22 protein-coding genes are annotated in these 26748 nt (G+C 63.7%); 15 read left to right on the forward strand and 7 right to left on the reverse strand.

The genetic code is table 11. The features are described from left to right. Window positions 1-5 precede the first annotated feature (5 nt). Both ACTJKT_RS21450 and ACTJKT_RS21455 read right to left on the reverse strand, forming a co-directional pair. Entirely contained in the window at window positions 6-962 is a 957-nt protein-coding gene (locus ACTJKT_RS21450; protein WP_440788465.1) for a nucleoside-specific channel-forming protein Tsx, read from the reverse strand. Window positions 963-1251: 289 nt separating this feature from the next. Further along, on the reverse strand, window positions 1252-2535 hold the full coding sequence (locus ACTJKT_RS21455) for a hypothetical protein (RefSeq protein WP_440788466.1): 1284 nt from the start codon (window positions 2533-2535) through the stop codon (window positions 1252-1254). A gap of 329 nt (window positions 2536-2864) precedes the next feature. On the opposite strand from ACTJKT_RS21455, the gene selD reads away from it, so the two are divergent. Together selD and mnmH are read left to right on the forward strand one after the other, a co-directional pair. Next, a complete protein-coding gene (selD, locus tag ACTJKT_RS21460) occupies window positions 2865-3899 on the forward strand; it encodes a selenide, water dikinase SelD (RefSeq protein ID WP_025804065.1) in 1035 nt (344 codons plus the stop codon). Further along, complete coding sequence (gene mnmH, locus ACTJKT_RS21465; protein ID WP_025804064.1) at window positions 3899-5002, forward strand: tRNA 2-selenouridine(34) synthase MnmH; 1104 nt, start codon at window positions 3899-3901, stop codon at window positions 5000-5002. The genes selD and mnmH overlap by 1 nt, the downstream gene beginning before the upstream one ends. Window positions 5003-5089: 87 nt before the next feature. On the opposite strand, the gene ACTJKT_RS21470 is transcribed toward mnmH, so the two are convergent. Together ACTJKT_RS21470 and ACTJKT_RS21475 are read right to left on the reverse strand one after the other, a co-directional pair. Beyond that, the gene (locus ACTJKT_RS21470) at window positions 5090-6145 is read right to left on the reverse strand and encodes a permease (RefSeq protein ID WP_440788468.1); all 1056 of its coding nucleotides are present in this window, start codon (window positions 6143-6145) and stop codon (window positions 5090-5092) included. A gap of 835 nt (window positions 6146-6980) precedes the next feature. Further along, entirely contained in the window at window positions 6981-7655 is a 675-nt protein-coding gene (locus tag ACTJKT_RS21475) for a hypothetical protein (protein WP_038580264.1), read from the reverse strand. A gap of 333 nt (window positions 7656-7988) precedes the next feature. On the opposite strand from ACTJKT_RS21475, the gene ACTJKT_RS21480 reads away from it, so the two are divergent. Next, window positions 7989-8693 (forward strand): glutathione S-transferase family protein, encoded by a 705-nt coding sequence (locus tag ACTJKT_RS21480; protein WP_307950524.1) that lies wholly within the window; start codon window positions 7989-7991, stop codon window positions 8691-8693. Between the two features lie 218 nt (window positions 8694-8911). Continuing rightward, window positions 8912-9754, forward strand: a complete 843-nt coding sequence (locus ACTJKT_RS21485; RefSeq protein WP_440788469.1) for a PhzF family phenazine biosynthesis protein — start codon at window positions 8912-8914, stop codon at window positions 9752-9754. Between the two features lie 25 nt (window positions 9755-9779). Here the strand turns inward: ACTJKT_RS21485 and ACTJKT_RS21490 are convergent, their stop codons facing one another. Further along, the gene (locus ACTJKT_RS21490) at window positions 9780-10811 is read right to left on the reverse strand and encodes an AraC family transcriptional regulator ligand-binding domain-containing protein (protein WP_440788470.1); all 1032 of its coding nucleotides are present in this window, start codon (window positions 10809-10811) and stop codon (window positions 9780-9782) included. A 196-nt stretch (window positions 10812-11007) separates the two neighbouring features. Here ACTJKT_RS21490 and ACTJKT_RS21495 point away from each other — a divergent pair, with 196 nt between their 5' ends. The 9 genes from ACTJKT_RS21495 to ACTJKT_RS21535 all read left to right on the forward strand — a co-directional run bounded on the left by ACTJKT_RS21495 (window position 11008) and on the right by ACTJKT_RS21535 (window position 23010). Beyond that, a complete protein-coding gene (locus tag ACTJKT_RS21495; RefSeq protein ID WP_440788472.1) occupies window positions 11008-13512 on the forward strand; it encodes a flavin-containing monooxygenase in 2505 nt (834 codons plus the stop codon). Between the two features lie 340 nt (window positions 13513-13852). Continuing rightward, window positions 13853-14788 (forward strand): Ppx/GppA phosphatase family protein, encoded by a 936-nt coding sequence (locus tag ACTJKT_RS21500; RefSeq protein WP_440788473.1) that lies wholly within the window; start codon window positions 13853-13855, stop codon window positions 14786-14788. A 224-nt stretch (window positions 14789-15012) separates the two neighbouring features. Then, complete coding sequence (locus tag ACTJKT_RS21505; RefSeq protein ID WP_440788474.1) at window positions 15013-15426, forward strand: arsenate reductase ArsC; 414 nt, start codon at window positions 15013-15015, stop codon at window positions 15424-15426. Between the two features lie 272 nt (window positions 15427-15698). Next, window positions 15699-16670 (forward strand): Bug family tripartite tricarboxylate transporter substrate binding protein, encoded by a 972-nt coding sequence (locus tag ACTJKT_RS21510; protein ID WP_440788475.1) that lies wholly within the window; start codon window positions 15699-15701, stop codon window positions 16668-16670. 1 nt (window position 16671) lies between these two features. Continuing rightward, window positions 16672-17166, forward strand: a complete 495-nt coding sequence (locus ACTJKT_RS21515; protein WP_440788476.1) for a tripartite tricarboxylate transporter TctB family protein — start codon at window positions 16672-16674, stop codon at window positions 17164-17166. Window positions 17167-17190: 24 nt separating this feature from the next. Next, window positions 17191-18699: a tripartite tricarboxylate transporter permease gene (locus tag ACTJKT_RS21520; protein ID WP_440788478.1), complete on the forward strand. Its 1509-nt coding sequence runs from the start codon at window positions 17191-17193 to the stop codon at window positions 18697-18699. A gap of 286 nt (window positions 18700-18985) precedes the next feature. After that, window positions 18986-20401: a diguanylate cyclase domain-containing protein gene (locus ACTJKT_RS21525; protein WP_440788479.1), complete on the forward strand. Its 1416-nt coding sequence runs from the start codon at window positions 18986-18988 to the stop codon at window positions 20399-20401. Window positions 20402-20650: 249 nt separating this feature from the next. Next, complete coding sequence (locus ACTJKT_RS21530; RefSeq protein WP_440788480.1) at window positions 20651-21748, forward strand: carboxynorspermidine decarboxylase; 1098 nt, start codon at window positions 20651-20653, stop codon at window positions 21746-21748. Between the two features lie 26 nt (window positions 21749-21774). Beyond that, window positions 21775-23010 carry a saccharopine dehydrogenase family protein gene (locus ACTJKT_RS21535; RefSeq protein WP_440788481.1) on the forward strand — a complete coding sequence of 412 codons (1236 nt, stop codon included), beginning with the start codon at window positions 21775-21777 and terminating at the stop codon, window positions 23008-23010. Between the two features lie 197 nt (window positions 23011-23207). Here ACTJKT_RS21535 and ACTJKT_RS21540 read toward each other — a convergent pair whose 3' ends face one another. Continuing rightward, window positions 23208-23819, reverse strand: coding sequence for an alpha/beta fold hydrolase (locus ACTJKT_RS21540; RefSeq protein ID WP_440788482.1), 612 nt, complete (start codon window positions 23817-23819; stop codon window positions 23208-23210). A gap of 384 nt (window positions 23820-24203) precedes the next feature. On the opposite strand from ACTJKT_RS21540, the gene ACTJKT_RS21545 reads away from it, so the two are divergent. Further along, window positions 24204-24608 carry a DUF1801 domain-containing protein gene (locus tag ACTJKT_RS21545; protein ID WP_440788483.1) on the forward strand — a complete coding sequence of 135 codons (405 nt, stop codon included), beginning with the start codon at window positions 24204-24206 and terminating at the stop codon, window positions 24606-24608. A 66-nt stretch (window positions 24609-24674) separates the two neighbouring features. On the opposite strand, the gene ACTJKT_RS21550 is transcribed toward ACTJKT_RS21545, so the two are convergent. Beyond that, window positions 24675-25217, reverse strand: a complete 543-nt coding sequence (locus ACTJKT_RS21550; protein WP_097302838.1) for an Hsp20/alpha crystallin family protein — start codon at window positions 25215-25217, stop codon at window positions 24675-24677. Window positions 25218-25720: 503 nt separating this feature from the next. Here ACTJKT_RS21550 and hemB point away from each other — a divergent pair. Beyond that, window positions 25721-26695 carry a porphobilinogen synthase gene (gene hemB / locus ACTJKT_RS21555; RefSeq protein ID WP_124308154.1) on the forward strand — a complete coding sequence of 325 codons (975 nt, stop codon included), beginning with the start codon at window positions 25721-25723 and terminating at the stop codon, window positions 26693-26695. The last annotated feature ends 53 nt before the right edge of the window (window positions 26696-26748 follow it).

Genomic DNA, 26748 nt, shown 5'->3' on the forward strand with positions numbered 1-26748 from the left:
TGCTCTTAAAACTGGTAACCGATGCCGGCGTAGTAACCCCAGCCATTGGACCGGGCGCGGAAATCGCCATCGCCGAAATTCAGCTCGCTGCCGTCCTGCCAGTTGCCGCCGTTGTGGAAGTAACGGCCGACCAGAGTGAACCGCAGGTGGGTGAAGGAATACAGCAATACGTTGGTGGATACCGTGGCGTTGGCGGTGCGGGCCGGGTTGTCCTTGTGCAGGTCCGAGCCGAAATCGAAGTTGGTGAAGCCGATATAGGTCAGCGACGCGCCGTTGCTGAACTTGTCGATGGGCACTATGTACTTGAGCTGGGCCCGGTAGCCGTCCCACGAGTATTCATTGCTGGCGCCGTAGTTTTCCCACTGGTAGCGCCCGTAGAAGTTGGCCGACAGGTTGACCCGCGAATGGGTGTCGATGTCGGTGCCCAGGCCGCTGTACAGGGTATTGGCACGGTTGGCGCTGTTGCTGCCGTGGTCGTAGATCCAGTCGAAGGCCACGTACCACTCCTTGAACGGGCCGATGGCCAGGCTGCGTCCAGCCAGGTAGTCGATGGAGATCCGCGGCTCGTGCTCCATGAACACCGGCGAGCCGTGGTCCCACACGCCTTTGTCATGGCTGTTGCCGATGTTGAAGATCTTCGGGATGTCGATGTAGCCGTACAGCTCGAACGGCCCCTTGCGGCCGAAGTACTCGTACTCCAGGTAGATATCGTCGGCCGGCTGTGGGCCGAAACTGATGTCCTTGCTGCCGATCAGAGTCAGGTCCTGGTTGTACCAGTCCGACAGGTAGGGGCCTTTCTTTGGCGGGCTGGCTTCGGGGCTGAGGGCTTCGCCCTGGGCGGACTTATCGACGATGTCGGTCTGCGCCAGGGTGGCAGTACTGAGTAGTCCTGTAACGGTGCTTAGTAGCAAGGAAACAACCAAGGTGTGGCGGGACGCGGAGGGGGTGGAAGGTAGATGCATTGAAAATCCCTGTTCGTGCGGTTCTGAAGCCCGAGTGGCCCGGCTTGGCCGAACTGGCGGCGAAAGCTCTCGAAGGCTGACCTCGCAAACGTTTGCATATGCTGTACCAACTTTAAGTAGCTGATTGAAATAAAGGCGAAACCGGCCAATAAGCTGTCTTTTTGGTCAGGACGTTGCACAGCGTTTGGGCGTTGTGCGCGAAGAAAGGGCGAAGACGCTGGCGGCATAGGTGCCCTGTGTCAGGCGGCTGCGCAACGCTGCCGCCCGACACAGGCTGATGGTCCCTCGTTCAATCATCGAGGTGGTGGAAACTGACGATCTCTTTGACGCCTCGGGTCGAGTATTCGTTGACTATCTGAATGTGGTCATCCACTTCATACAGGCAGTTCAACACCGTTTTCGAGGGGTGGTCCTCGGAGCCGTGACGGGCACAAATGAGTGCCAGTTGCCCCGGTATCGCGTCGATGAAGTCCTGCGAGTGATTATGGACGGAACCGTGATGCGGCAGCACATAAGTACCGACGTGGGTCAGCACGTCTGCGAAACAGGCGCGGAAGTCCGCCCAGTGATTGTTCATCAGGCAATCGCCGGTGGTTATCCAGCCGACGGGGTCCCTGTTCAAGGCTCGATTGATGACGCCGCGTTCGCTGTAGCGAAACTGGTAGTTGCTCCGGTCGTGGCCGGGAGGGCCACTGTAAAGGCTTAGCGAGGGCGTGTTGTGGTTGCTGGCGTAAGTGCCTTTGGCATCCTTGATGATCATGCAGCAGGCTTTGCGAATCGCCGTTTTATTCGCTTTCTCGTTCAAGGCGTCGATGTGGGCCTTGGAAACACTACCGGCATGGGTCTGGATGCCCTTCAGTGCCGGGATCTTGTCTATCGCCCTGGACATGGCCAGCAGCGCCGCACTGCTCTGTTTGTAACTCCATGGCCGCAGAACCCAGGGCAGTTGTTCCAGAGAGCTCCTTAACGCGATATCCGTACCACTTGGAAGATTCCCGGACAGCGGTTGCGCCTGCCCATCCTCCCGGATAACGACAGGCTGGAAGCGTTCGCCCCGCTCTTCGGCAGGGGGCGCTGGATCGAGGTTTTCCGGCGACTCGTCGCCACCGACAACGGTCACGGGCACGCCGAACAGGCGGCGCCTACCCGCGGCAATAGCCAACAGGTTGTTGATGTAGTCGGGAGCCAGCACCACATCGTTGCTGGCCTGGTCGGCAATCAGGAAAACAATCTGGTCGACGGTGAAGTAGGGAAGAAAGATGCGCGAAACCGATTTCGCACTGCATAACATTTGCGCGCCGTTGTAGTGGTCGATGTCCAGATGTGAAATGAACAGCGCATCCACGATGTTGTTGGCAGGTTTGTAGTTTTCAATATGCTGGGACAAAAAGTCCTTCAAGGGGGTGTCGCCAGGGCCGACCGAGCGTGTGCCGCAGTCGAATACATATTCATAGGTCGTTTTTTTCTCGTAATCCTGCCTGTTGTAGGGACCCCCTCTACGGATACGGCAGGTATGGAACCCGCCTTGCCCCACGCCATGCTGCGTGCGTTCGATGGTGGTTCTGGAGTGCATCTGCGAAATCCTTTTGTCTTCAAGTGGTTTCCCTGACCGAGGGCGTGCGCGAGGCTGCGGAATTCCGGCCGGTAGTGCCAGTCGTGGCAGAGGTTGAAGAGGGCGCCCAAGGCAGTGCGACTTATCGTCTTGGTGTCGTCGCGCTTCAACGTCGAGAACAGCGTCGCTTCTGAACCCTCGAGCCTCAGGTTGGCCAGTGCCATCCCGAAACGGCTGCCGCGATTCTCCCCGGCGTGCCAGTGATGTCAATATGCCTTAAGTCTTGTGCTTGACGTTCTGCTTGGGGCGCTCTGCTAGAATCGCCGCTCCACGACTTCCAGAGGTGCCCCATGAGCGAGCCGATTCGCCTGACCCAGTACAGCCACGGCGCGGGTTGCGGTTGCAAGATTTCTCCCCAGGTCCTGGAGGTGATTCTGGCCGGCAGCGGCGCGCAGAACCTCGACCCGAAACTCTGGGTCGGCAACGCCTCGCGCGATGACGCGGCGGTGTACGCCATCGACGAAGAGCGCGGCGTGGTCTCGACCACCGACTTCTTCATGCCGATCGTCGACGACCCGTTCGACTTCGGGCGCATCGCCGCCACCAACGCCATCAGCGATATCTACGCCATGGGCGGCGACCCCTTGATGGCCATCGCCATCCTCGGCTGGCCGGTGAATGTGCTGGCGCCGGAAGTCGCCCGCGAGGTGATTCGCGGCGGGCGCGCAGTGTGCGACGCGGCTGGCATTCCCCTGGCCGGCGGTCATTCGATCGATGCCCCGGAACCGATCTTCGGCCTGGCCGTCACCGGCCTGGTGGAAAAGCGCCATATGAAGCGCAACGACACCGCCACCGCCGGTTGCCTGCTGTACCTGACCAAACCCCTGGGCATCGGCGTGCTGACCACCGCCGAGAAGAAGGGCAAGTTGCGCAGCGCCGACGTCGGCCTGGCCCGTGACTGGATGTGCACCCTGAACAAGCCCGGCAGCCGTTTCGGCAAGCTCGATGGCGTGACCGCGATGACCGACGTCACCGGTTTCGGCCTGCTCGGGCACTTGGTGGAAATGGCCGATGGCAGCAACCTGACCGCGCGCATCCACTACGATCGGGTGCCGCGCCTGCCGGGGGTCGAGTACTACCTGGACCAGGGCTGTGTGCCGGGCGGCACCCAGCGCAATTTCGACAGCTACGCCGACAAGCTCGGGCGTATCCAGGCCCTGCACAAGCTGGTGCTGTGCGACCCGCAGACCAGCGGCGGGCTGCTGATCGCCGTCACGCCCGAGGGCAATGCGGCGTTCCTCGCGCTGGCCGCCGAACTCGGCCTGGAACTGGCGCCGATCGGCGAGCTGGTAGAGCGACAGAGCAACGCGGTCGAGGTGATCTGATGCCCATCGATATCACCGACTACCGCGAAATCTTCCTCAACGACCGGCCGATGATGGACACCCGCGCGCCGATCGAATTCACCAAGGGCGCCTTTCCCGGGGTGGTCAACTTGCCGCTGATGACCGACCACGAACGGCAGCGGGTCGGCACCTGCTACAAGCAGCAGGGCCAGCAGGCGGCGATCGTCCTCGGCCATCAACTGGTGTCCGGGGCGATCAAGGCCGAGCGCATCCAGGCCTGGGCCGACTTCGCCCGGGCCCATCCCGACGGCTACCTGTATTGCTTCCGCGGCGGCCTGCGTTCGCAGATCGTCCAGCAGTGGCTCAAGGACGAGGCCGGCATCGACTACCCGCGGGTCGGCGGTGGCTACAAGGCCATGCGTACCTTCCTGCTCGACACCCTCGAGGGTGCTGTGGCCGAGTGTGATTTTGTCCTGCTCGGCGGCATGACCGGCATCGGCAAGACCGAGGTGCTCCATCAACTGGCCAACGGCCTGGACCTGGAAGGCCACGCCAACCACCGCGGCTCCAGTTTCGGCAAGCGCGCCAGCGGCCAGCCGTCGAACATCGATTTTGAGAACCGCCTGGCGGTGGACATCCTGAAAAAGCGCGACCGCGGCATCGCCCGCTTTGTGCTGGAAGACGAGAACCGCATGATCGGCAGCTGCGCCTTGCCGTTGCCGCTGTACCAGGGCATGCAGCGTTTTCCCATGGTCTGGCTGGAGGATGGCCTGGAGGGGCGGATCGAGCGGATCCTGCGCGACTACGTGATCGACCTGTGCGCGGAGTTCGTCGCGGTGCATGGCGAGGACGGCTTTGCGCGGTTTTCCCAGCGCCTGCTGGAAAGCCTGAACAACATCCGCAAACGCCTGGGGGGCGAGCGTCACCAGCGGCTGTACCAGCTGCTGGAGGCCGCCCTGGCCGAGCAGGCCCGCAGCGGCAGTGTGGACCTGCACCGGGCCTGGATCGAAGGGTTGCTCAAGGAGTATTACGACCCGATGTATGCCTTCCAGCGCGAAAGCAAAGGTGCGCGCATCGAGTTCGTCGGCGAGCAGGCGGCGGTGCTGGAGTATTTGCGCGAACGGGCTCGCCAGCGCGGCTGAGTCGATAGAAGGGCGGGGCCTTTGGCCCCATCGCGGGCAAGCCTCGCNCCCGCGATGACGTCCACGCGGACGCCATCGAACTTTCGGTTACAACAACGCCGCGCCAATCAACCCGCACACCACGCCAATCAGCATGGTCAGCCCGGCCACGGTCACCAGCACCCGCGCGTCGAAATCCTTGCGCAGCATCAGCAGCGACGGCAGGCTGATGCTCGGCAGGGTCATCAGCAAGGCCACCGCCGGGCCGGTGCCCATGCCTAGGGCCATCATGGTCTGCACGATAGGGATTTCCGCGGCGGTGGGAATCACGAACAGCGTGCCGACAATCGCCAGCGGCACCAGCCACAGCAGGCTGTCGCCAATCGCGCCCTCGACATGGGGGAACAGCCAGACCCGCGCTGCGCCCAGCACCAGCACCGCCAGCACATAGATCGGAATGGTGCTCCAGAACAGCTGCCACAGGCTGCGCGCCCAGCGGCTGAAGAAGGCGCCGTCGTTAGCCGTGCTGGCTTCGACCACGGCTTCCACCGCCGCCTCCGGCAGTTGCTCGGGACGGGCGATGCGCTGGGCCACCAGCGACACCCCCAGCACCAGCACGATGCCCGCCACCAGGCGCAGCGCGGTAAAGCCCCAGCCGAGGACAAAACCCATGAACACCAGGGTCGCCGGGTTGAGCACCGGGTTGGCGATCCAGAAGGCCAGCGCCGCGCCCACCGAGACATTCTGCCGACGCATGCTGGCGGCCACGGGCGCGGCGCAGCAGGAACACATCATGCCCGGCAGGGCGAACAGGCCGCCGCGCAGGGTCGAGCCGAAACCGGCGCGGCCGAACAGGCGCAGCAGCCAGTCCCGCGGGATCAGCACTTGCAGCAGCGAGCCGAGGATCACCGCCAGCACCGCGGCTTTCCAGATCGCCAGGAAATACACCTGGGCGTAGGCCAGGGCGGCGTTCAATGGCGAGGAAGGCTGATCGTTGATGATCGAGGCGCCGATGCTGTGGCTGTCGGCGGCGACAAAGGCCTTGGCGTAGTAGGGCGACCACTTGACGAAGTAGAGGCCGACGCACGCCACCAGGACGAACAGGGCGGGTTTCCACCAGAACGACCAGCCCCGGACGGGGCTGGCAGGGGCAAGGCTGGACATGGACAGTGATTCCGGACAGTGACGTTAGGTCGCGGATATTAACGCAGCGACCCGGTCGGCGCCGAGCTTGCTGTAGCCGCTGCCGCTCGATGCTGGGTGTAGCCGCTGCCGCAGGCTGCGATCGAGCGGCACGCTCGCGGCGGTCTTGCGGGCGCTGGAGACCCTGCGGGTCTATCGCAGCCTCGCGGGCTCGGCAGCGGCTACAGGGGGTGGCTACATTCTTGATACCCGGTCGTACCGAAGCGTTGTGTAGCCGCTGCCGCAGGCTGCGATCGAGCGGTACGCTCGCGGCGGTCTTGCGGGCGCTGGAGACCCTGCGGGTCTGGCGCAGCCTCGCGGGCTCGGCAGCGGCTACAGGGAGTGGCGACATCCTCGATACCTAGTCGTATTCGGAGCGTTGTGTAGCCGCTGCCGCAGGCTGCGATCGAGCGGTACGCTCGCGGCGGTCTTGCGGGCGCTGGAGACCCTGCGGGTCTGTCGCAGCCTCGCGGGCTCGGCAGCGGCTACAGGGAACTGAGACCCCCTCGATATTCCGGTCGGGCCCGATGGTTGTGTAGCCGCTGCCGCAGGCTGCGATCGAGCGGCACGCTCGTGGGGATCCTGGGGGCGCTGGAGACCCTGCGGGTCTATCGCAGCCTCGCGGGCTCGGCAGCGGCTACAGGGAAGGGTTACATCCTCGATATTTCGGTCAGGCTCGATGTTTATGTAGCCGCTGCCGCAGGCTGCGATCGAGCGGCACGCTCGTGGGGATCTTGGGGGCGCTGGAGACCCTGCGGGTCTGGCGCAGCCTCGCGGGCTCGGCAGCGGCTACAGGGGCCAGGCAGGTGCCCGGCCATCAGGTCGGGCAGCTTTCCTCGCCGTTATCCAGGCCCTGCTTGTAGCTGCGGCTGTCGAGGGTGGCCTTGCCGTTGTGCCAGGTCAGGGTCAGCACGTAGAGCGAGTCGAAATCGTTGGAGGCCCAGTCGTCGGTGATGGTGCGTTTTTCGCCGACGGCTTCGCGCGCCACCTTGTTGATCAGTTCCGGCAGGTAGCCGTGGGACCAGGCGGTGTAGATGATCGAGTTGTGGTAGCGGTCGTGCAGCAGCTCGTCGGCCAGCTCGCTGGTGTCGTTGGCCGAGAACTCGATGTTCACCGGCAGGCCGAGCTTGATGGCGCTGGGGCTGATGGTCATCAGCGGGCGGATGTAGCTGTAGGAGTTGTCGAGCTCGCCTTCCTCGACATTGCGCGTCGGGTTGGCGGCGAACACGTAGTTGGCTTTGCCGAATTTTTCCGGCAGCAAGGAGGCCAGGTCGATGGCGCGGTTCAGGCCCTGGCAGTTGAGCTGGCCGAGGCCGCCGGCGGGTTTTTCCGCGTGGCGCAGGAAGATCAGGGTCTGGGTGCCGTCCACCGGCTGGGCGCGACTTTCACTGGATTCCAGCGACAGCAGCAGCGCACTGGTCAGCATCAGCGCCGGAAAGAATACGTAGGACCGGCGTTGCAGGCGTTGGGTGAAACTCAGCAGATTCTTCATTTGATTGTGGGTACTTCAGCGCAATCGGTTAAGGCTGACAAACCTTTCCACGGCGAGCTCCCGGCTTCGCGTGGTTTTCCCTGTCGTTGAACGAGTGTTTCTGCCCGCAGGCAGTGCTCTGAGTCCCAGGACGCCTTTTGGTTCGATCCGGGCGTGGGGCTGCGAGCGTTGGCCCGTTACTTTATCCGCACCGCTGTCTGGCTGCCGGGAAGCTTAACCACCGGATGTTTCGAATTTAAGAATGCGCGCCGCGAACCTATGCCTGTAATCTAGCGCCGTCGCCGCCCGGCCCGGGGCCACGGCCTTTCATCTGACTGTCATTGGAAGCCTGTCATGACCGATCTCTCCGCATTCCCCATCACCCAGAAATGGCCTGCGCAGTACGCCGACTGGATCCAGCTGTATTCCTTGCCGACCCCCAACGGCGTCAAGGTCTCGATCATGCTCGAAGAGATCGGGCTGCCCTACGAGCCGCATCGCGTCAGCTTCGAAACCCATGACCAGATGTCCCCCGAGTTCCTTTCCCTGAACCCGAACAACAAGATCCCGGCGATCCTCGATCCCCATGGCCCGGACGACCGGCCGCTGGCGCTGTTCGAGTCGGGAGCGATCCTGATCTACCTCGCGGACAAGAGCGGGCAACTGCTGGCCCAGGAATCCGCCGCGCGCTACGAGACCCTCCAGTGGCTGATGTTCCAGATGGGCGGCATCGGCCCGATGTTCGGCCAGTTGGGCTTCTTCAACAAATTCGCCGGCAAGGACTACGAGGACAAGCGCCCGCGCGACCGTTACGTCGCCGAATCCCGCCGCCTGCTGAGCGTGCTCGAAGGCCGCCTGCAAGGTCGCGACTGGATCATGGGCGAGCGCTACACCATCGCCGATATCGCCACCTTTCCCTGGGTGCGCAACCTGGTCGGCTTCTATGAGGCCGGCGACCTGGTGGGCTTCAAGGACTTCCCCAACGTGCAGCGCGTGCTGGAGCGTTTCCTCGCGCGCCCGGCGGTGATCCGCGGCCTGGAAATTCCCAAGCCCGTTTGATCGCTCCGCATCTTGTAGCCGCTGGCGAAGCCTGCGATCGGCGACGCAGTCGCCGCAAAAAGGCCTGATGCGTTGTGCCAGGCAGCTCGCGTCGTCAGGTTTTACGACGACTGCGTCGCCGAGCGCAGCCTGCGGCAGCGGCTACAGGGATTTTCATATGCTTCGTGCAGGTCAGGCCGATCCAGGCCTGACCGCGTTCATTCAGACAAGGCCCCGCAATGAGCCGATTCGATTTCAAGCAGGTGGATGTCTTCAGCAACGAGCCGCTCAAGGGCAACCCGGTGGCGGTGGTGTTCGGCGCCGACCCGTTGAGCGATGCGCGCATGGCGGCGTTCGCCAACTGGACCAACCTCAGCGAAACCACCTTTATCCTCGAACCCCAAGACCCGCTGGCCGACTATCGCCTGCGGATTTTCACCACCCTGCAGGAGCTGCCGTTCGCCGGCCATCCGACCCTTGGCAGCTGCCATGCCTGGCTGGAGGCCGGCGGCATGCCCAAGGGCGAGGAGATCGTCCAGGAGTGCGAGGTAGGCCTGGTGCGCATTCGCCGCAACGGCGCCGAGCTGGCGTTTCTCGCGCCGCCCTTGCTCAAGTCCGGCCCGGTGGAGGCTGGCTTGCTGGAGCAGGTGCGCCAGGGCCTGAGGCTGGCGCCCGGGGCCATAGTCGACGCGCAATGGGTGGACAACGGCGCCGGCTGGCTGGCGGTGCTGCTGGCCGAGCGCGGTCAGGTGCTCGACCTGCAACCCGACTATGCGCAACTGACGGGCCTCGCGGTGGGGGTGATCGCACCCTGGAACCCCGAGCGCGATGGCGACGCGGCGCAGTTCGAAGTGCGGGCCTTTATCGCCGGCGACGGCATGCCGGAAGACCCGGCCACCGGCAGCCTCAACGCCGGCATCGCCCAATGGCTGCTGGGGGCTGGCCTGGCGCCGGCGTCCTACGTGGTCAGCCAGGGCCTGAGCATGGGCCGGGCCGGGCGCATCCAGGTCGAACGGATCGGCGATGAGGTCTGGATCGGCGGCTCGGCGGTGACCTGTATCGAGGGCCGCCTGACGTTGTAGGCCAGCGCCTCCCCAGGTCTGCTTTCTAAGGGGCCTTGGACGCGTGGCGATAGGTTCTGGGGGACACGCCGTACCAGCGCTTGAAGGTCTGGGAGAAACTCGACAGGTCGCTATAGCCCAGTTTTTCGGCGATCTCGGTCAGCTTGAGCGCAGGGTCGCCGAGCAGCTCCAGGGCTGCAGTGCTGCGCGACTGCTCCAGCAGGTGCCGGTAACTGGTGCCTTCCTGGTGCAGGCGGCGTTTCAAGGTGCGCTCGCTGAGATTGATCAGGCTGGCCATGCTCGGCAGGTCTGGCGGTGCGCCCAGGGGGGTGATGTTCAGGTACTGGCGGACCAGGTTGGCGGTGCCCGTGCGGGGGATCCGGCGCTCCATCAATTGCGCGCACATCTGCTCGCACATCGAGACGGTGACGGTGTTGGCCTGGGGCAGCGGGCGGCTCAGCAGCGAACGATCGAAGGCCAGGCTGTTGCTGTCGGCCAGGTAGTCGGGGCGCACGCCTAGAATACTGCCGGCACTGGCGGCCGCCTGATCGACCGAGCGTTTCTTCCTCAGGGTAAAACCCGCCAGCGAGAACTCGCGGCCAGCTATTTCCTTGAGCAGCACCGCGGCGGCGGCCATGTCGCGCTCGACCACAAAGTCCCTGAGCGATTCATCCGCCAGCGCCGGTTCGCTGAACGTCAGGATGCCGAGCGGCGGTTGCTCATGGTAGGCGATCCGGGTGAACGCGTAGGTCAGCGGCAAGAACCGCAGGGCCAGCTGCAAGGCGTCGCCTGCGGTCGCGCTGCTGATCAGGCCATAACCGAACAGCCCGTAGGTCGAGAAGTGATAACGCTCGCCCACCTGGTAGCCCAGCCCCTGCGGGTGTCCCGACAGGTTGAGCAGATTATTGATCAGGCGCAGTTCCTGGGTGCATGACAGCTCGAAGTTGGGATCGGCCAGCCGGGCCAGCGACAGGCCCGAACCGGCCAGCAATTGCGCAGGCGAGAAGCCTCTTTCGCGACCGAAATCCACCATCAGCAGGGCACTGGCCGGCCCTCGCAACAACTCCAGCATGTTCATGCTGTTTACCCGGGGTCAGGGAAAGGAATTGGCCTGAATACTAAAGTATCTGTCCCTTTGCGTCATGGGACTGGCAAGGCCGGGCCAGCATGATGGGCGCACAGGCTAGGCTGATCGGGATTGCCGGGAAGGCCGTGGATCCCATCATGCGAAGACCTGCGCCTGCCCATGAAAAAAACAACAAAAGAGGTGCTGCATGCCCCAACTCGAACCCGACCTGCCATCGACGTCGCCACTCACCGCCCTGATCATCGGCAGCGGTTTTGCCGGCATCGGCATGGCCATCGCGCTGCGCAAGGCCGGCGTCACGGACTTCATCATTCTGGAAAAACAGCAGGATGTCGGCGGCGTCTGGCGCGACAACAGTTACCCGGGCGCGGCCTGCGATGTGCCGTCGCACCTGTATTCGTTTTCCTTCGAACCCAATCCGGGCTGGACGCGGATGTTCGCCCCGCAAGCCGAGATACAGGGTTATCTGCAGCATTGCGTGCGCAAGTATGAGGTGGCGCGGCACATCCGCTTCGGCGCTGAAGTGCAGGCGGCGCGATTCGACGAGGCCAGCGCGCAGTGGTGCGTCACCGAAGTCGGTGGGCGGGTGCATCGCGCCGCCTTGCTGATCAGCGCCACGGGCCAGCTCAGCCGGCCGGCGCTGCCCAGGATCGAAGGCATGCAGGCGTTCAAGGGGCAGGTGTTCCACTCTGCCAACTGGGATCACGGCTACTCGCTGGCGGGGAAGCGGGTGGCGGTGATAGGGACGGGTGCTTCGGCCATTCAGTTCGTGCCGGCCATCGCCGACTCGGTGGCGCAGCTCAAGGTATTCCAGCGCTCGCCGGCCTACATCCTGCCCCGGCCCGATCGCGCCTACAGCGAGGAGGAAAAGCAGCTGTTCGCCAGGAAGCCCTGGCGCATGGCGCTGCATCGGGCCGCCATCTACCTGCGCTACGAATCCAGGGCCCTGGGTTTTACCCGTTTCAAGGGACTGATGAAGTGGGCGGTCGGCCTGCCGTTCCGCCGCTTGTTGAACCAGTCGATCGGCGACCCGCAACTGCGCCGACAACTGATCCCGGACTACCCCATCGGCTGCAAGCGCATCCTGCTGTCCAGCGATTACCTCAAGACCCTGGCCAGGCCCAATGTGCAGTTGATCACCGAGGGCATCGGGCGCATTACCGAGCAGGGCATCGAGACGCTGGACGGCAAGCAGCACCCGGTCGACGCGATCATCTACGGGACGGGGTTCGCAGCGACCCAGTTCCTTGCGCCGATGACCATCGTCGGGCGCGGCGGGCTGGAGCTGCAGCACGCCTGGGAGCAGGGTGCACGGGCGTATCTGGGGCTGGCGGTGCCGGGTTTTCCCAACTTCTTCATGTTGTATGGCCCCAATACCAACCTGGGGCACAACTCGATCGTCTACATGCTGGAAAGCCAGATATCCCATGTCATGCGCTGCTGGCGCGCGATGCACAAGGCTGCGGCCACCACCGTCGAGGTCGACGAGCAGACGGAGCAGCGTTTCCATCAGCGGATACAGCGCCGCCTGGCCGATTCCGTGTGGAGCGGTTGCCAGAGTTGGTATGTCGACGCAGCGGGCCACAACAGCACCAACTGGCCGGGCTTCACCTTGTCCTATCGCTGGCTGACCCGTTATTCGGCATTGCGCGCCTATGGTTTTTCCAGGGCGTTGGTCAGCGAGTCGGGGCAGGTCTACGGGCGGCTGGTTGCCGAGCCTCGCGATAGCCTCGAAGTCCTCAGTGCCGGCCTGTTGCGCCAACTCTTGCGGCTGAGCTTCCGGGCGCTGATCGGTCCGCCGCGAAGCCTTGCTGCACAGCGGCGTATCGTCAGCGGCCTGTCGTGGTCGATGCCGGGCTGCGCGGGCGTGAGCCAGGCACGGGCGCAGGTCTCGGGCATAGCGCTGCAGGTGCTGACCCCGGAGCACACCAAGGCGGATGGGGTAATGCTTTATCTGCATGGCGGCGCCTTCTGCCTGGGTGGCCCTGCCACTCACCGTAGCCTGACCAGCCGTCTGGCCCGGGACGCGGGGATGGCCGTCTGGGTGCCGGACTATCGGCTGGCGCCGGAACACCCGTTTCCCGCAGCCCTGGAAGATGCCTTGGCCTGTTACCAGGCGATCCGGGCGCAAGGCTATTCGGCGCGGCAGATCCTGCTGGCCGGCGACTCCGCGGGCGGCTCTCTGGCCCTGGCCCTGGCGCTTAGCCTGCAACAACGGGGCGAGCCCTTTGCTGCGGGCCTGCTGCTGTTGTCCCCGGTGACGGACCCGACGCTGAGCGGGCCGACCCTCATCACCCGCCAGTACACCGATCCCATGCTGCGGCGCGACTGGCTCGAGCAAGGGCTGAGCGCCTACGCAGCGCCTGCCGATAGCCTGTTGCACAGCCCATTGAGCGCCGATTTGCGCGGCTTGCCGCCGATGCTGATCCAGGTGGGGGATCAGGAGTTGCTGCTGGCGGACTCCACGCGCCTGGCCGAGCGTGCGCTGCACTGTGGCGTGGCATGTCGCCTGGAAGTGCATGCGGCGAGGTGGCATGTGTTTCAGTTGCAGGCGTTCTACCTGCGTTCGGCCAGGCGGGCCCTGCGTTCAGCGGCCCTGTTCGCTCGCAGCCGCCTGGACGATAGCGGCGAGCCTTGTGCCGATGCGCTTGCGGGAGCGGCGGTGGGGGATGTCGCAGCCCTTGATGGCTAGGCAGGTTTTCCCGATCCGGCAAGGTTGCCGCCAGGATTTTCGGGCAAAAAAAAGCCGCCCAAGATGGCAGCGTTAAAGGAGAGCACGCGTTGTTGATAGCGCGAGTATCGCCGCGAAAAATGACCAAATGATGACAGCCCCCTTGCCGCTGCAAAGCCTTTGACTCCCCTCCGTTACCGGGCAGCGGCAGGGCCAGGCCTGGGGAGCGCCAGTCGGGCGCATCAAGGTGGGTGGCTGTCATCTTGGCGTCATCGATGGCATGGCAAGATCGCCGCAAACCCTCTTGGGTGCTCGACAGGCTGCGGCCTGCCGGTTGATCAACCTGCCAGGAATCCCCCCCATGAAAGGCGACGCCTCTCTGTTCGCAGCCATTGATCTTGGGTCCAATGCGTTTCGCCTGATGATCGGCCAGCCGGTCAGGCGCAGCCAGGGGTTCATGATCCAGGAAGTGAAGACCCTGCGTGAGCCGGTGCGCCTGGCGGAGGGCTTCCAGGAAGGCACCCTGGACGAGCTGGCGCTGGACCGGGGCTGGCAGGCGCTGGCGCGCTTTGGCAAGAAGCTGCGCGGTTTCGAGGCCGGGCGGGTGCGGGCGGTGGCCACCAGCGCCGTGCGTGAAGCCGACAATGCGCCGCTGTTCCTGGCCAGCGCGGAGCGTCACCTGGGGTTTCGCATCGATGTCATCTCCGGGCATGAAGAGGCGCGGCTGGTGTATGCCGGCGTCGCCCATACCGTGCCGGGCAGCGAAAGCATGCGCCTGGTGGTGGACATCGGCGGCGGCTCCACCGAGTTGATCCTGGGCCAGGGCGCCCAGCCCTTGCTGACCGAGAGCATCGCCATCGGCAGCGGGACCTTCGGCGCGCGCTACTTTCCGGGCGGCGCGGTCTCGGCTCACGCCCTGCAGGAAGCCGAGCGCATGGCCAGCCTGAAGTTCGAGAAAGTCGCCCGGCGTTATCGCCAGCTGGGTTGGCAGCAGGCCATAGGTTCCTCGGGCACCGCCCGCTTCCTGGCCAAGGTGCTCAAGGCCAATGGCCTGAACGACTATGGCCAGGACGGCATCACCTACGGCGGGCTGTTGCGCCTGTCGTTGCGCCTGCTGGAAGCCGGGCATGTCAAACGCCTCAGGCTGGCCGGCTTGCAGTCCCATCGCCTGAGCATCCTGCCCGGCGGCCTGGCGGTGATGCTGGCGGCGTTCAAGGTGTTTGGCGTCACCCAGATGACGCCTTCCGAACCGGGGCTGCGCTTCGGCGTGCTGCATGGCCTGATATGTAACAACTGATTACCGAGCCTCATCTGCAAACCGCTGGCCTTCCTCCGGCCAGTGGTTCCCGCCAGGGTGTTCCGTCGCTCTATTTCAATCTTTCACAGGTCACGCCTGGATCAACCGACGGGCAGCACGTGCGCGCCGTCGCCGCGGCATCCCGCCGTCGAAAAACAGGCTGTAATAAAAAGTGCGATTTTCCGGGGCACTATCCCAGCAGTCTGAAAACAGGGGAATGAAGCATGAGTGACAAACGCCGTGTGCTGTTCGTGTGCGCCAGGAATGACGCCCGCTCGCTGATGGCCGAAGCGCTGCTGCGCCACGCCGACGCCGAAGACTTCGAGGCCTTCAGCGCCGGCCTTGTGGCCAGCGAGATCGATCCGCGCACCCTGGAGTCTCTCGAACATATCGGCATCGACACCGAGGGGCTGCGCAGCAAGGCCCTCGACGAGTTCGCGGGGCAGGAGTTCCACTATGTCATCACCCTGTGCGACAAGTCCTCGGAAGAGGCCGCGCGCATGCCGTCCTCCGGCGAGGTGATCGTCTGGAACTTCGAGGACCCGGTCACCAGCGACAAGCATGAGCCGTTCCGCCACACCCTCCAGGAAATCCACGACCGGCTGAATATGTTCATCACCGTGAAGACCCGCTCGTGATGGGCAAGGATCGCAGAGCCTCTCTTGCTGAATCGCTGATCCTCCCTCGCTGACAAGCACGGCCGGGCCTTGTACAGGCCAACCGCTTTCCACTCCGAACCAAGACTCCCCAGGCGCGCCCCTGGCGGGAGCGCTTGGCGCTGGGGGCTTTGTTTACCCTCGGACGGTCGCCAACCGCCGGCCGTCTACACTTAACCCCAGGCCACACAGGGCGGCAGCCCTGGGCGCATTCAACCGGTATCAACAAAAACAATAGTCTCGGGAGAAACCTGATGTTTACAGCACTGCGTCGATTCAGCCGCGGCATGGCCATTGCCGCCAGCCTCGCCACGCTCACCCTCGCGACCCCGGCGCTCGCCCTGGATACGGTCAAGTTCATGGCCCCGGGCTCCGTGGGCGGCGGTTATGACCAGACCGCGCGGGTCCTGGGCAAGGCCTTGCTCGAGGCCGGCACGGCCAAGTCCGTGACCTTCGAGAACAAGGGCGGAGCCGGCGGCACCCTGGGGCTGGCGCAGTTCGCCAACAGCACCAAGGGCGACCCGAATGCGCTGCTGGTGGTGGGGGCGATCATGGTCACCGCGGTGGAGCAGAACAAGCCGCAGATCAGCCTCAAGGACGTGACGCCGATCGCCCGCCTGTTCACCGAATACAACGTGTTCGCCGTGCGTGACGAGTCGCCCTACAAGACCCTCGAGGAGCTGCTCAAGGACTTCAAGGCCAACCCGGCCAGCATCAAGTGGGGCGGTGGCTCCAAGGGCTCCATCGACCATATCGGCATCGCCGAGCTGGCGAGCAAGATGGACGTGCCGGTGAACAAGGTGAACTACGTCGCCTATGCCGGCGGCGGCGAAGTGGTGGCCGCGACCCTGGGCGGGCACATCACGGTGATCACCGGCGGTTATGCCGAGCTGGCCAAGTACGTGCAGTCCAAGCAGTTCCGCCTGCTCGCCATCGGCGCTCCGGAGCGCGTTCCCGGCATCGATGCGCCGACCCTCAAGGAGAATGGCTACGACGTGATCATCGGCAACTGGCGCGGTGTCTATGGTGCGGCCAACCTCACGGCCGAGCAGCGCAAGCAAGTCACCGACGCGGTCCTGGCCGCCACCAACAGCAAGGTCTGGCAGGACAATGTGAAAGCCAACGCCTGGTCGCCGAGCATCCTTACCGGTGATGAGTTCGGCACGTTCGTCGACGAGGAACACCAGCGTCTGCGGGCGATGCTGGTCAAGGTCGGGCTGCTTTGAGATGGCCGGGCGCAGCAGGGTCGTGCTGTCGCAGTTGGCGATTGGCCTGGGGCTGGTCGCCGTCAGCCTGGTGCTGGTCATCGGTGCCTTGCGCTTTCCGCCCGAGATGGGCTTCGTCATCCTCGGCGCCCATGTCTATCCCTGCGCCGTCGGCGCTTTTCTGGGGGCCGTGGGCCTGCTGTTGAGCTACCAGGCCTGCACTGGAGGTTTCCGCGAGTTGGCCGAACCCGGCGACGACAGCGCCCAGGCCCAGCCCGGCGGCAGGCTGGGGGCGGCCTGGGTTACCGCGGGGCTGGTGGCGATTGCGCTGCTGATCAACCTGATCGGTTTCGTCCTGGCCGCCGGGTTGCTGTTCGCCTGTTCGGCGCGGGGTTTCGGCAGCCGGCGTCCGCTGCGTGACCTGGCCATCGGCATCGCCCTGACCCTGCCGATCTACTGGCTGTTCAGCGCCGGGTTGGGCGTGGCCCTGCCACCCCTGGTCAACGCCTGGATCTGAGCCCGGGCCGAAGGAGGTCACAAGGTGGACATTCTCTTGAACCTGGCGACAGGTTTCTCCGCGGCGCTGGCGCCGATCAATCTGCTCTGGGGTTTTATCGGCTGCCTGCTGGGCACGGCGATCGGCGTGTTGCCGGGGATCGGCCCGGCGCTGACGGTGGCCCTGCTATTGCCGATCACCGCCAAGGTCGATCCCACCGGCGCGCTGATCATGTTCGCCGGGATCTATTACGGCGCGCAGTTCGGTGGCTCGACCACCTCGATCCTGCTCAATACCCCGGGTGAATCGTCGTCCATGGTCACCGCCCTGGAGGGCAACCTCATGGCCCGCAACGGTCGCGCCGGGCCGGCCCTGGCCACCGCGGCGATCGGCTCGTTTTTCGCCGGGACTGTCGCTACGGTACTGCTGACCCTGTTCGCTCCCATCGTCGCCATGCTGGCGCTGAAGTTCGGGCCCGCGGAGTATTTCGCGATCCTGGTGCTGTCCTTCACCACGGTGTCGGCGGTGCTCGGCGCGTCCATGCTGCGCGGTTTCGCTTCGCTGGGGCTGGGCCTGAGCATCGGCCTGATCGGCCTCGATTCGACCTCGGGCATTGCCCGCTACACACTGGGCGTTCCCGAAATGGTCGATGGCATCGAAGTGGTGCTGGTGGCGGTCGGTCTGTTTGCCGTGGGGGAGGCCTTGTACAGCCTGCTGTATCAGAAGGAGGAAGCGTCCGGCCGGCATCGCCTGACCTCGCTGTGGATGACCCGCGCGGACTGGAGGCGCTCGATTCCCGCCTGGCTGCGGGGCACCCTGATCGGCTTTCCCTTCGGTTCGATCCCGGCCGGCGGCGCGGAAATCCCGACCTTCCTGTCCTATTCCACCGAACGCAAGCTGAGCAAGCACCCGCAAGACTTTGCCGCCAACAAGGGGCAGGGCGCCATCGAAGGGGTGGCCGGCCCGGAAGCCGCCAACAATGCCAGCGCCACCGGTTCCCTGGTGCCGCTGCTGACCCTCGGCATCCCGACCTCCGCCACCGCGGCGATCCTGCTGGCGGCGTTCCAGAACTACAACCTGCAGCCGGGGCCGCTGCTGTTCCAGACGTCCGGCGACCTGGTCTGGACCCTGGTGGCCTCGCTGTACATCGGCAACGTCATCTTGCTGGTGTTGAACCTGCCGCTGGTCGGGCTCTGGGTGAAACTGCTGCGGATCGCCCGGCCGTACCTTAATGCCGGGATCCTGGTGTTCGCCTCCATCGGTGTGTACGGCATGCGCCATTCGTCCTTCGACCTGTTGCTGATGCTGGCGATCGGTTGGGGCGGGGTGCTGATGCGGCGTTTCGATTTCCCGGTCGCGCCGGTGATCGTCGGCATGCTGCTGGGGCCGATGGCGGAAAAACAACTGCGCAACGCCTTGTCCATCAGCCAGGGCGACTGGTCGATATTCGTCACCCAACCCATATCCGCCGCCTTCCTGGCGATGACCCTGCTGGTGCTGCTGGTGCCTCACCTGTTGCACGCCCGGGGCATCAAATTGCAAGAGGATGATTGAGCGGTGCGGGCCCCGCGATAGGCTTCTGGGGCCGGGTAAGGTCGTGCCGCATCGAGCGGCGTGCCTGGCGCCCGGCAATGAGCTGGAATAGGTAAATGGAGCATGGAACCTAGGGACTTTGCCAGGGTCAACGGCTGCACTTCCCGGTAATGTCCCAGCCCTGGCTTGGGTTCTTCAAGGACGAAGTAAAGGATGAGGAATGATTTCCTGTGTCTGGCGGGGCGGCAAGCGCCTTGGCCCCAGTCGAGATCCCTACGACCAATAGCAATAAAACAGGGTGCCGGTGATGCAAGAAGTGGTAACCAAGGTTTTCTCTGGCTTCGACAAGATAAAAGTCTCGGTGTTGGTGTTTGTCCTGTGTTTGCTGGCGGGGGCTTTTGTCGTCGTCAAATTGAATTCGGCCGCGCGCGAGGCTGACTCGGCCCATACCATTCAAGTCGCCAGCAGTTACGCCAGCTCGATCGAGAAAGTCATACAGCACGCTTTGTCATCGACCAATACCCTGGCGGTAATGGTCCATCAGGGGGAGGGCAAGGTTCCGCATTTCAACCGGCTGGTGCGCTACATGCTGCCCATGTACAAAGGCGCCTTTGCATTGTCGCTGGCGCCGGAGGGCGTGATTCGGCAAATAGAGCCGGCCGCTCCCAATATCCTGGTCAAGAACCATGATCTTTTCGAGGGCAAGGATCGGGTCGAAGTCATCAAGAACGTTCGCGAAGGCGAGTTGCTGTTCCGCGGGCCATTCACCTTGATCCAGGGGCCGCAGGGCGCGATAGGAACGTTGCCGGTATTTCTGCAAGAACCCAATGGCAGGAAGTACTTCTGGGGTTACACGGTCGTGACCTTGAAGTTTCCGGATGCCTTTGCCGACTCGGATTTACCCTCCCTGGAGAAGCTGGGTTATGCCTACAGGTTTTCCGGGGTGAACCCGGAAACCGGGCAGGAAGAGGTGATTCAGGCATCCGCCGCGCCCTTGGGCGCGGCGGCCGCGCGCATTCCGGTAACCCTGTACGAGGCGCAGTGGGAGCTTCGGGTTTCCAGGATCGCCGACTGGCGAAATACCGCTCTGCTGCTGTTCCAGGTTTTTCTGGTGCTGCTGGGGGCCACGCTGATGGCCTGGCTCGCTTACTCCCTGGCGACCTTGGACCAGCAGCGCAAAAGACTGCAGGAAATCGCCATGTATGACCCCTTGACCCACCTTCCCAATAGACGGCTGCTGGGCATGAAGCTCGATGCGCTTCTCGAAAGAGTGCAAGGGCGCAACGCCAAGGTGGTGGTCTGTTATCTGGACCTGGATGGCTTCAAGTTGGTCAACGATAACCTGGGGCATGCGGCGGGTGACCAGTTGCTGATCATCATCGCCGATCGCCTGCAGTCCTGTCTGAGGGAATGCGACCTGCTGGCACGCGTGGGCGGCGATGAGTTCGTCGTGGTCCTGGATGACCTTGGATCGATCGACGAAGTGGCGCCGATTCTCGACCGGATCATTCATGTGGTCGGCCAGCCGCTGATGATCTCGGGAGTGAAGGCCGATGTTTCCGCAAGCCTCGGCGCGGCGTTCTACCAGACCCATGGGGTGGAAGCGGATCAGCTGTTGCGGGCCGCGGACCAGGCCATGTACCTGGCCAAGAAACTGGGGAAAAACAGATACGTGTTCGCGCAAAGCGAGGGGCCGGGCAGGGTTGCCCAAGTCGGCAGATGACCGCCCATCATCGGGCTGTCTGCGTATCTGGGCCACAAGGCGCTTCGACCGGCCGGACCTGCCACCGGGGCATTTGTCATCAGCCCTCGGTGGGTAGCCGGCGATGCCCGGAACGGACCCGCGGGCGGCTCGCTCCGAGCATGAGACGAAGCCCTGACTCAGCGAACTGACCGTCCGCCCTTTCGATATGCCTTCAGTGAAGGCACAATGCGCATCCTTTTTTTGGCTCGCCTGGCCGGAGGCCTCGAAATGATCAAAACGCCGTACTACCTCATCGACAAACAGAAACTGCTCGGCAACATGGAGAAGATCGCCTACGTGCGCGAACACTCCGGGGCCAAGGCCCTGCTGGCGCTCAAGTGCTTCGCCACCTGGTCGGTGTTCGACCTGATGCAGCAGTACATGGACGGCACCACCTCGTCGTCGCTGTACGAGCTCAAGCTCGGCCGGCAGAAGTTCGCCGGCGAGACCCACGCCTACAGCGTGGCCTGGGCCGACGATGAAATCGAAGAGATGCTCGACAACTGCGACAAGATCATCTTCAACTCCATCGGCCAGCTGCAGCGCTTCGCCGCGGCGTCCGAGGGCAAGGTCCGCGGTCTGCGGGTCAACCCCCAGGTGAGCAGTTCCGATTACCTGCTGGCCGACCCGGCGCGTCCGTTCAGCCGCCTGGGCGAGTGGGACCCGGTGAAGGTCGAGGCGGTCATCGAGCAGATCTCCGGCTTCATGTTCCACAACAACTGCGAGAACAGCGACTTCGGCCTGTTCGACCAGATGCTGGGCACCATCGAGGAACGTTTCGGCCACCTGCTGCACAAGGTCGAATGGGTCAGCCTCGGCGGCGGCATCCACTTCACCGGCGAAGGCTATGCCCTGGATGAGTTCTGCGCGCGCCTCAAGGCGTTCTCCGAGAAGTACGGCGTGCAGGTCTACCTGGAGCCGGGCGAAGCGGCGATCACCCAGAGCGCCTCGCTGGAAGTCACCGTGCTCGACACCCTCTACAACGGCAAGCACCTGGCAGTGGTCGACAGCTCCATCGAGGCGCACATGCTCGATCTGCTGATCTATCGCCTCAATGCCAAGCTGGCGCCCAGCGCGGGCGAACACACCTACATGGTGTGCGGCAAGTCTTGCCTGGCCGGAGACATCTTCGGCGAGTACCAATTCGATCGTCCGCTGACCATCGGCGATCGGCTGTCGTTCGTTGACGCGGCGGGTTACACCATGGTCAAGAAAAACTGGTTCAACGGCCTGAAAATGCCGTCCATCGTAGTGAAACAACTCGACGGTAGTGTCGAGGTGGTTCGTGAGTTTGGGTTCGAAGACTACCTGTCCAGCCTCTCGTAAGCTGGCGGAAAGGAGAGATAAAGAAATTGAAGAAGAACGTTCTTATCATTGGTGCAGGAGGTGTCGCCAAGGTGGTGGCCCACAAGTGCGCGCAGCACAACGACGAACTCGGTCGTATTGCTATCGCGTCGCGCAACATCTCCAAATGCCAGGCCATCATCGACAGCGTCAAGGCCAAGGGCAGCCTCAAACAGCCTGCTGAAATCAAGGCCTATGCGCTCAACGCGCTGGACATCGAGGCGACCAAGGCGCTGATCCGCGAAACCGAATCGCAGATCGTCATCAACGTCGGTTCCGCCTTCCTCAACATGTCGGTGCTGCGTGCCTGCATCGATACCGGCGTGGCCTACCTGGACACCGCCATTCACGAAGAGCCGGGCAAGATCTGCGAGACGCCGCCCTGGTATGGCAACTACGAGTGGAAGCACCTCGAGGAATGCCAGCAGAAGAACGTCACCGCCATTCTCGGCGTGGGCTTCGACCCAGGTGTGGTCAACGCCTATGCGGCCCTGGCCAAACAACAGTATTTCGACCGCATTGATTCGATCGACATTCTCGACGTCAATGCCGGTTCCCATGGCAAATATTTCGCCACCAATTTCGATCCGGAAATCAATTTCCGCGAATTCACCGGACAGGTGTGGAGCTGGCAGGACAGCCAGTGGACCAGCAACACCATGTTCGAAGTCAAGCGCACCGACGACCTGCCAGTGGTCGGTTCGCAGAACCTGTACCTGACCGGTCACGATGAAGTGCACTCGCTGTCGAAGAACCTCGACGTGCCCAACGTGCGCTTCTGGATGAGCTTCGGCGAGCACTACATCAACGTCTTCACCGTGCTCAGGAATCTGGGCCTGCTCTCCGAGCAACCGGTCAAGACCGCCGAAGGCCTGGAAGTGGTGCCGCTGAAAGTGGTCAAGGCCGTGCTGCCCGATCCCGCCTCGCTGGCGCCGGGCTACACCGGCAAGACCTGCATCGGCGACCTGGTCAAGGGCACCAAGGATGGCCAGCCGCGCGAAGTCTTCATCTACAACGTGGCCTGCCACGAAGAAGCCTTTGCCGAAACCGACAGCCAGGGCATTTCCTACACCGCGGGCGTACCGCCGGTGGCTGCGGCCCTGCTGGTGGCTCGTGGCGAATGGGACGTGCAGCGCATGGTCAACGTCGAGGAACTGCCGGCCGAGCCGTTCCTCAAGGCGCTGGACGTGATGGGCCTGCCGACCCGGGTCAAGGACGAGAACGGCGACCGTCCGTGGAACTGATTCACCTTCCGCTGTAAAGAAACCAGGTGCGCATGGATGGCGTGCCTGGCTCTCGATTCCCGCTACTCCCTCCTGCCAAGACAACTGCGCCCTGCCTTCGACCTCAGGCGCACGACCCTACCCGAGCGACACCAGAAGCACGCCTGTATCGAGGCTGGATGTTTGCTGCCGGGCTGAAAACAGCAGGTTTCAACCTGCTAGCCGTTATCGATCTGCAGATGCTGGTGCACCGCATCCAGGACCGCCTCCGGCATTTCGCGATGGGGCACGTGATGACAGTTTTCCAGGATCAGGCAGCGCTGGCGCGCGGTCGCCAGCCGGGCGATGCGCTCGGGGTGCAGCAGCGAGCCGTATTCGTCGTCCGCGCCATGCAGCACCAGCAACGGGCAGTCGATGGAGGCCACGGCGCTTTCCAGGGTCCAGGGCTGGAAGGTTTCCGACAGCCAGGTCTCGGTCCAGGCCGCGAGCACCCAGGGCGCCTTGTCGCCGTGATACCTGTGCAAGCGTTCCATCTGCCCCGGTGCCTGGAACTGCTGCTTGGCGAACTGGATGCCGTGGCGGGTGCGGTCTTCGACGAAGGCTTGCGCCGACTCGGTGATCAGCGCCTGGCAAGGCTGCGGATAAAGCGCCGCGCAGGTCGCCGCCATGGCCCCGCCAACGCTGTGCCCGAAGGCCACGAAACGCTCGATACCCCATCCCGCCAGCAGCAGGGGGAAGAAGCGCTCGGCCTCGTCCCGGATAAACCCCATGGGCAGGTCCCCCGGGTAGGCATCGGACTGGCCGAACCCCAGTCGGTCGTAGGCCAGCACCGCACGCCCGGTGAGCTAGCAGAGCCGCTGCGGAAAATCCCGCCACAGTTCCACGCAGCCAAGGGAGTCATGAAACAGCACGATCGGCGGTTGCGACCGCTCGCCGGGTTCGCCGGCCGGCGTCCAGCAACGGGAAAACAAACGGCCATCGGGTGTATCTATCCAACGGGATTCTTCGCTGACAGACGCTGGCATTGCAGTCCTCGACTTAGCGCTCAGGCGGGCAACAGCTAACCTAAGGTCTTCGTTGCCAGTATGGCAATCAGCATGATGGGGAAGAATGGGCAGTCATACCCGGTGTGACGCTCGTCGGTTAGCTGGAGGGAAACGGTTCGTCGGCGATACTCAAGGGTCGGGACGATACCCCTCCAGAGGATGACCAGGATGAAAACACACACCCGCGACGCCACGCCGGCAGAGCAGAGCGGCTCCGCTTCACGGCTGATAGACGGGCGCATCGAGGAACTGGGCGATTGGCGCGGCGAGATGTTGGCCCGGGTCCGGGGGCTGATCAGGCAGGCCGACCCGCAGGTGGTCGAGGAGTGGAAGTGGCGCGGGGTGCCGGTGTGGTCCCATGGCGGCATCCTCTGCACCGGCGAGACCTACAAGAGCGTCGTGAAGCTGACCTTCGCCAAGGGCGCCGCGCTGGATGATCCGGCAGGCCTGTTCAACGCCAGCCTCGAGGGCAATACCCGAAGGGCGATCGACTTGCATGAGGGCGACAGCCTTGACGAGGCTGCCTTGAAGGTGCTGATCCTGGCGGCCGTGGCGCTCAATACGGCGCGCTGAGCGGGCGTTCCGGCCGGCAAAAAAAGCCCCTTGCCGTGCAACCGGCAAGGGGCTGGCTGGCCTGGGTCATTCGCCCTTGATCGGTACGACTTTGTCCGCAGTCATGGCGGCGGGTTTTTTCGGCAGCGAGATGCTCAGCACGCCTTTGCTGAAGCTCGCCTCGATCTTCTCGGCATCGACCCCCTTGGGCAGGTTGAACACCCGCTCGAAGGAGCCGTAATGACGTTCGCTCAGGTGGTAGCCCTTTCTGTTTTCTTGCGTTTCCTCTCTCTTCTCACCCTTGATGATCAGGCTGCCGTCAGAGAGTTTGATCTCGATATTCTTCTGATCCATGCCGGGCAATTCGGCAGTGATTTCGAAGCTTTCGTCTTTCTCGGTGATGTCGACGGCAGGCATGCCACGGCCGATCAGCTCGCGCCGCCAGAACGGATCCACGTCGAACAGCCCACGGCTGAAGGGAGACAGGCCGGGGCCGCGATTGAAGTCATCGAATAGGTGATCGACCTGTTGCCGCAGTTTTTCCAGAGGTTGCCACAGGTCGCTCATGGTCGAGCGCCGGGTGGCCTTGTCTTCAGTCTGGATCGGCATTTTTTTCACGGAGTTGGCCATTTTCGCTTCTCCTCCCGGGTTGAGGGCGGGCCGCGAACCTTCCCTGGGGCGACCTGCCACGACAGAACAGGAACCAGGCTGACCTGCCTGTAAGCCCGGTTCTCCCGTCCGCGACAGCCACCCTGTGAAGCTGGCTGCCGATAGGGCTCGCTCGAAGCCCTCGATGCGCTGCCCGGCAGAGGGTTGGCCAGGGACTGTGTTCACGGACGAGTGGTCCTGCACACGCCGCGAACAGGTGCTGGGAGCGCTGGCTCTTGATGCCTGCTTGAACGGTTCGGGCGTGTGTTAGTTAGATCGAAAATCGGCCGAACAGTTGCGCCTCGGGCCATTTGTCTGACAGGCGTAACCGCCCGTTTTCACGGCATTGTTACCAAAGCGGAAACGCAGTCTTGGCGACACGGTGTTTGTGCCGCTTGCGGCTTCGGGCATAAGCTTCGCTCTTTTTAGCTGCGGTCGTTATCGCACCCAGTCTTGTCTTACTTGGCCTGCCCTGAGGAAATCCCATGTCCAGCCAGTTCCCCCAAGCCCGTCCCCGTCGCCTGCGCCGTTCCGAACAGATGCGCAGCCTGTTCCAGGAAACCGAGTTCAGCCTCAACGACCTGGTGCTGCCGATTTTCGTCGAGGAAGAGATCGACGATTTTGTGCCGATCAAGAGCATGCCGGGGGTGATGCGCATTCCGGAATCGAAGCTGGCCGGGGAGATCGAGCGTTACGCCCGCGCCGGGATCAAGTCGGTGATGACCTTCGGCGTGTCTCACCACCTGGACAGCAACGGCAGCGACACCTGGAACGACAACGGCCTGGTGTCGCGCATGTCGCGGATCGCCAAGGACGCGGTGCCGGAGATGATCGTGATGTCCGACACCTGCTTCTGCGAGTACACCGACCACGGCCACTGCGGCGTGCTGCACGGCCATGAAGTGGACAACGACCAGACCCTGGTCAACCTCGGCAAGCAGGCGGTGGCCGCGGCCCGCGCCGGCGCCGATGTGATCGCGCCGTCGGCGGCCATGGACGGGCAGGTCCAGGCCATCCGCCGCGCCCTGGACGAAGCCGGCTTCACCCAGACCGCGATCATGGCCTATTCCACCAAGTTCGCCTCGGCGCTCTACGGTCCGTTCCGCGAGGCCGGCGGCAGCGCGTTGAAGGGCGATCGCAAGAGCTACCAGATGAACCCGATGAACCGCCGCGAAGCGGTGCGCGAGTCGCTGCTGGACGAGCAGGAAGGCGCGGACTCGCTGATGGTCAAGCCGGCCGGTGCCTACCTGGACATCATCCGCGACATCCGTGAAGCCTCGCGCCTGCCGGTGACGGCGTATCAGGTCAGCGGCGAGTACGCGATGATCAAGTTCGGCGCCCAGGCCGGGGCTATCGACGAAGCGCGGGTGGTGCGTGAAAGCCTGGGGTCGATCAAGCGTGCCGGGGCGGATCTGATCTTCACCTACTTTGCGATGGACCTGGCGTTGAGCGGGATTTGACGCGTTTTATATAGGCCTCAAGGGCCTCATCGCGGGCAAGCCTCGCTCCTACA

It is taken from the genome of Pseudomonas sp. 22526, from assembly GCF_052044735.1.
In the GTDB taxonomy this organism is placed as follows: domain Bacteria; phylum Pseudomonadota; class Gammaproteobacteria; order Pseudomonadales; family Pseudomonadaceae; genus Aquipseudomonas; species Aquipseudomonas piscium.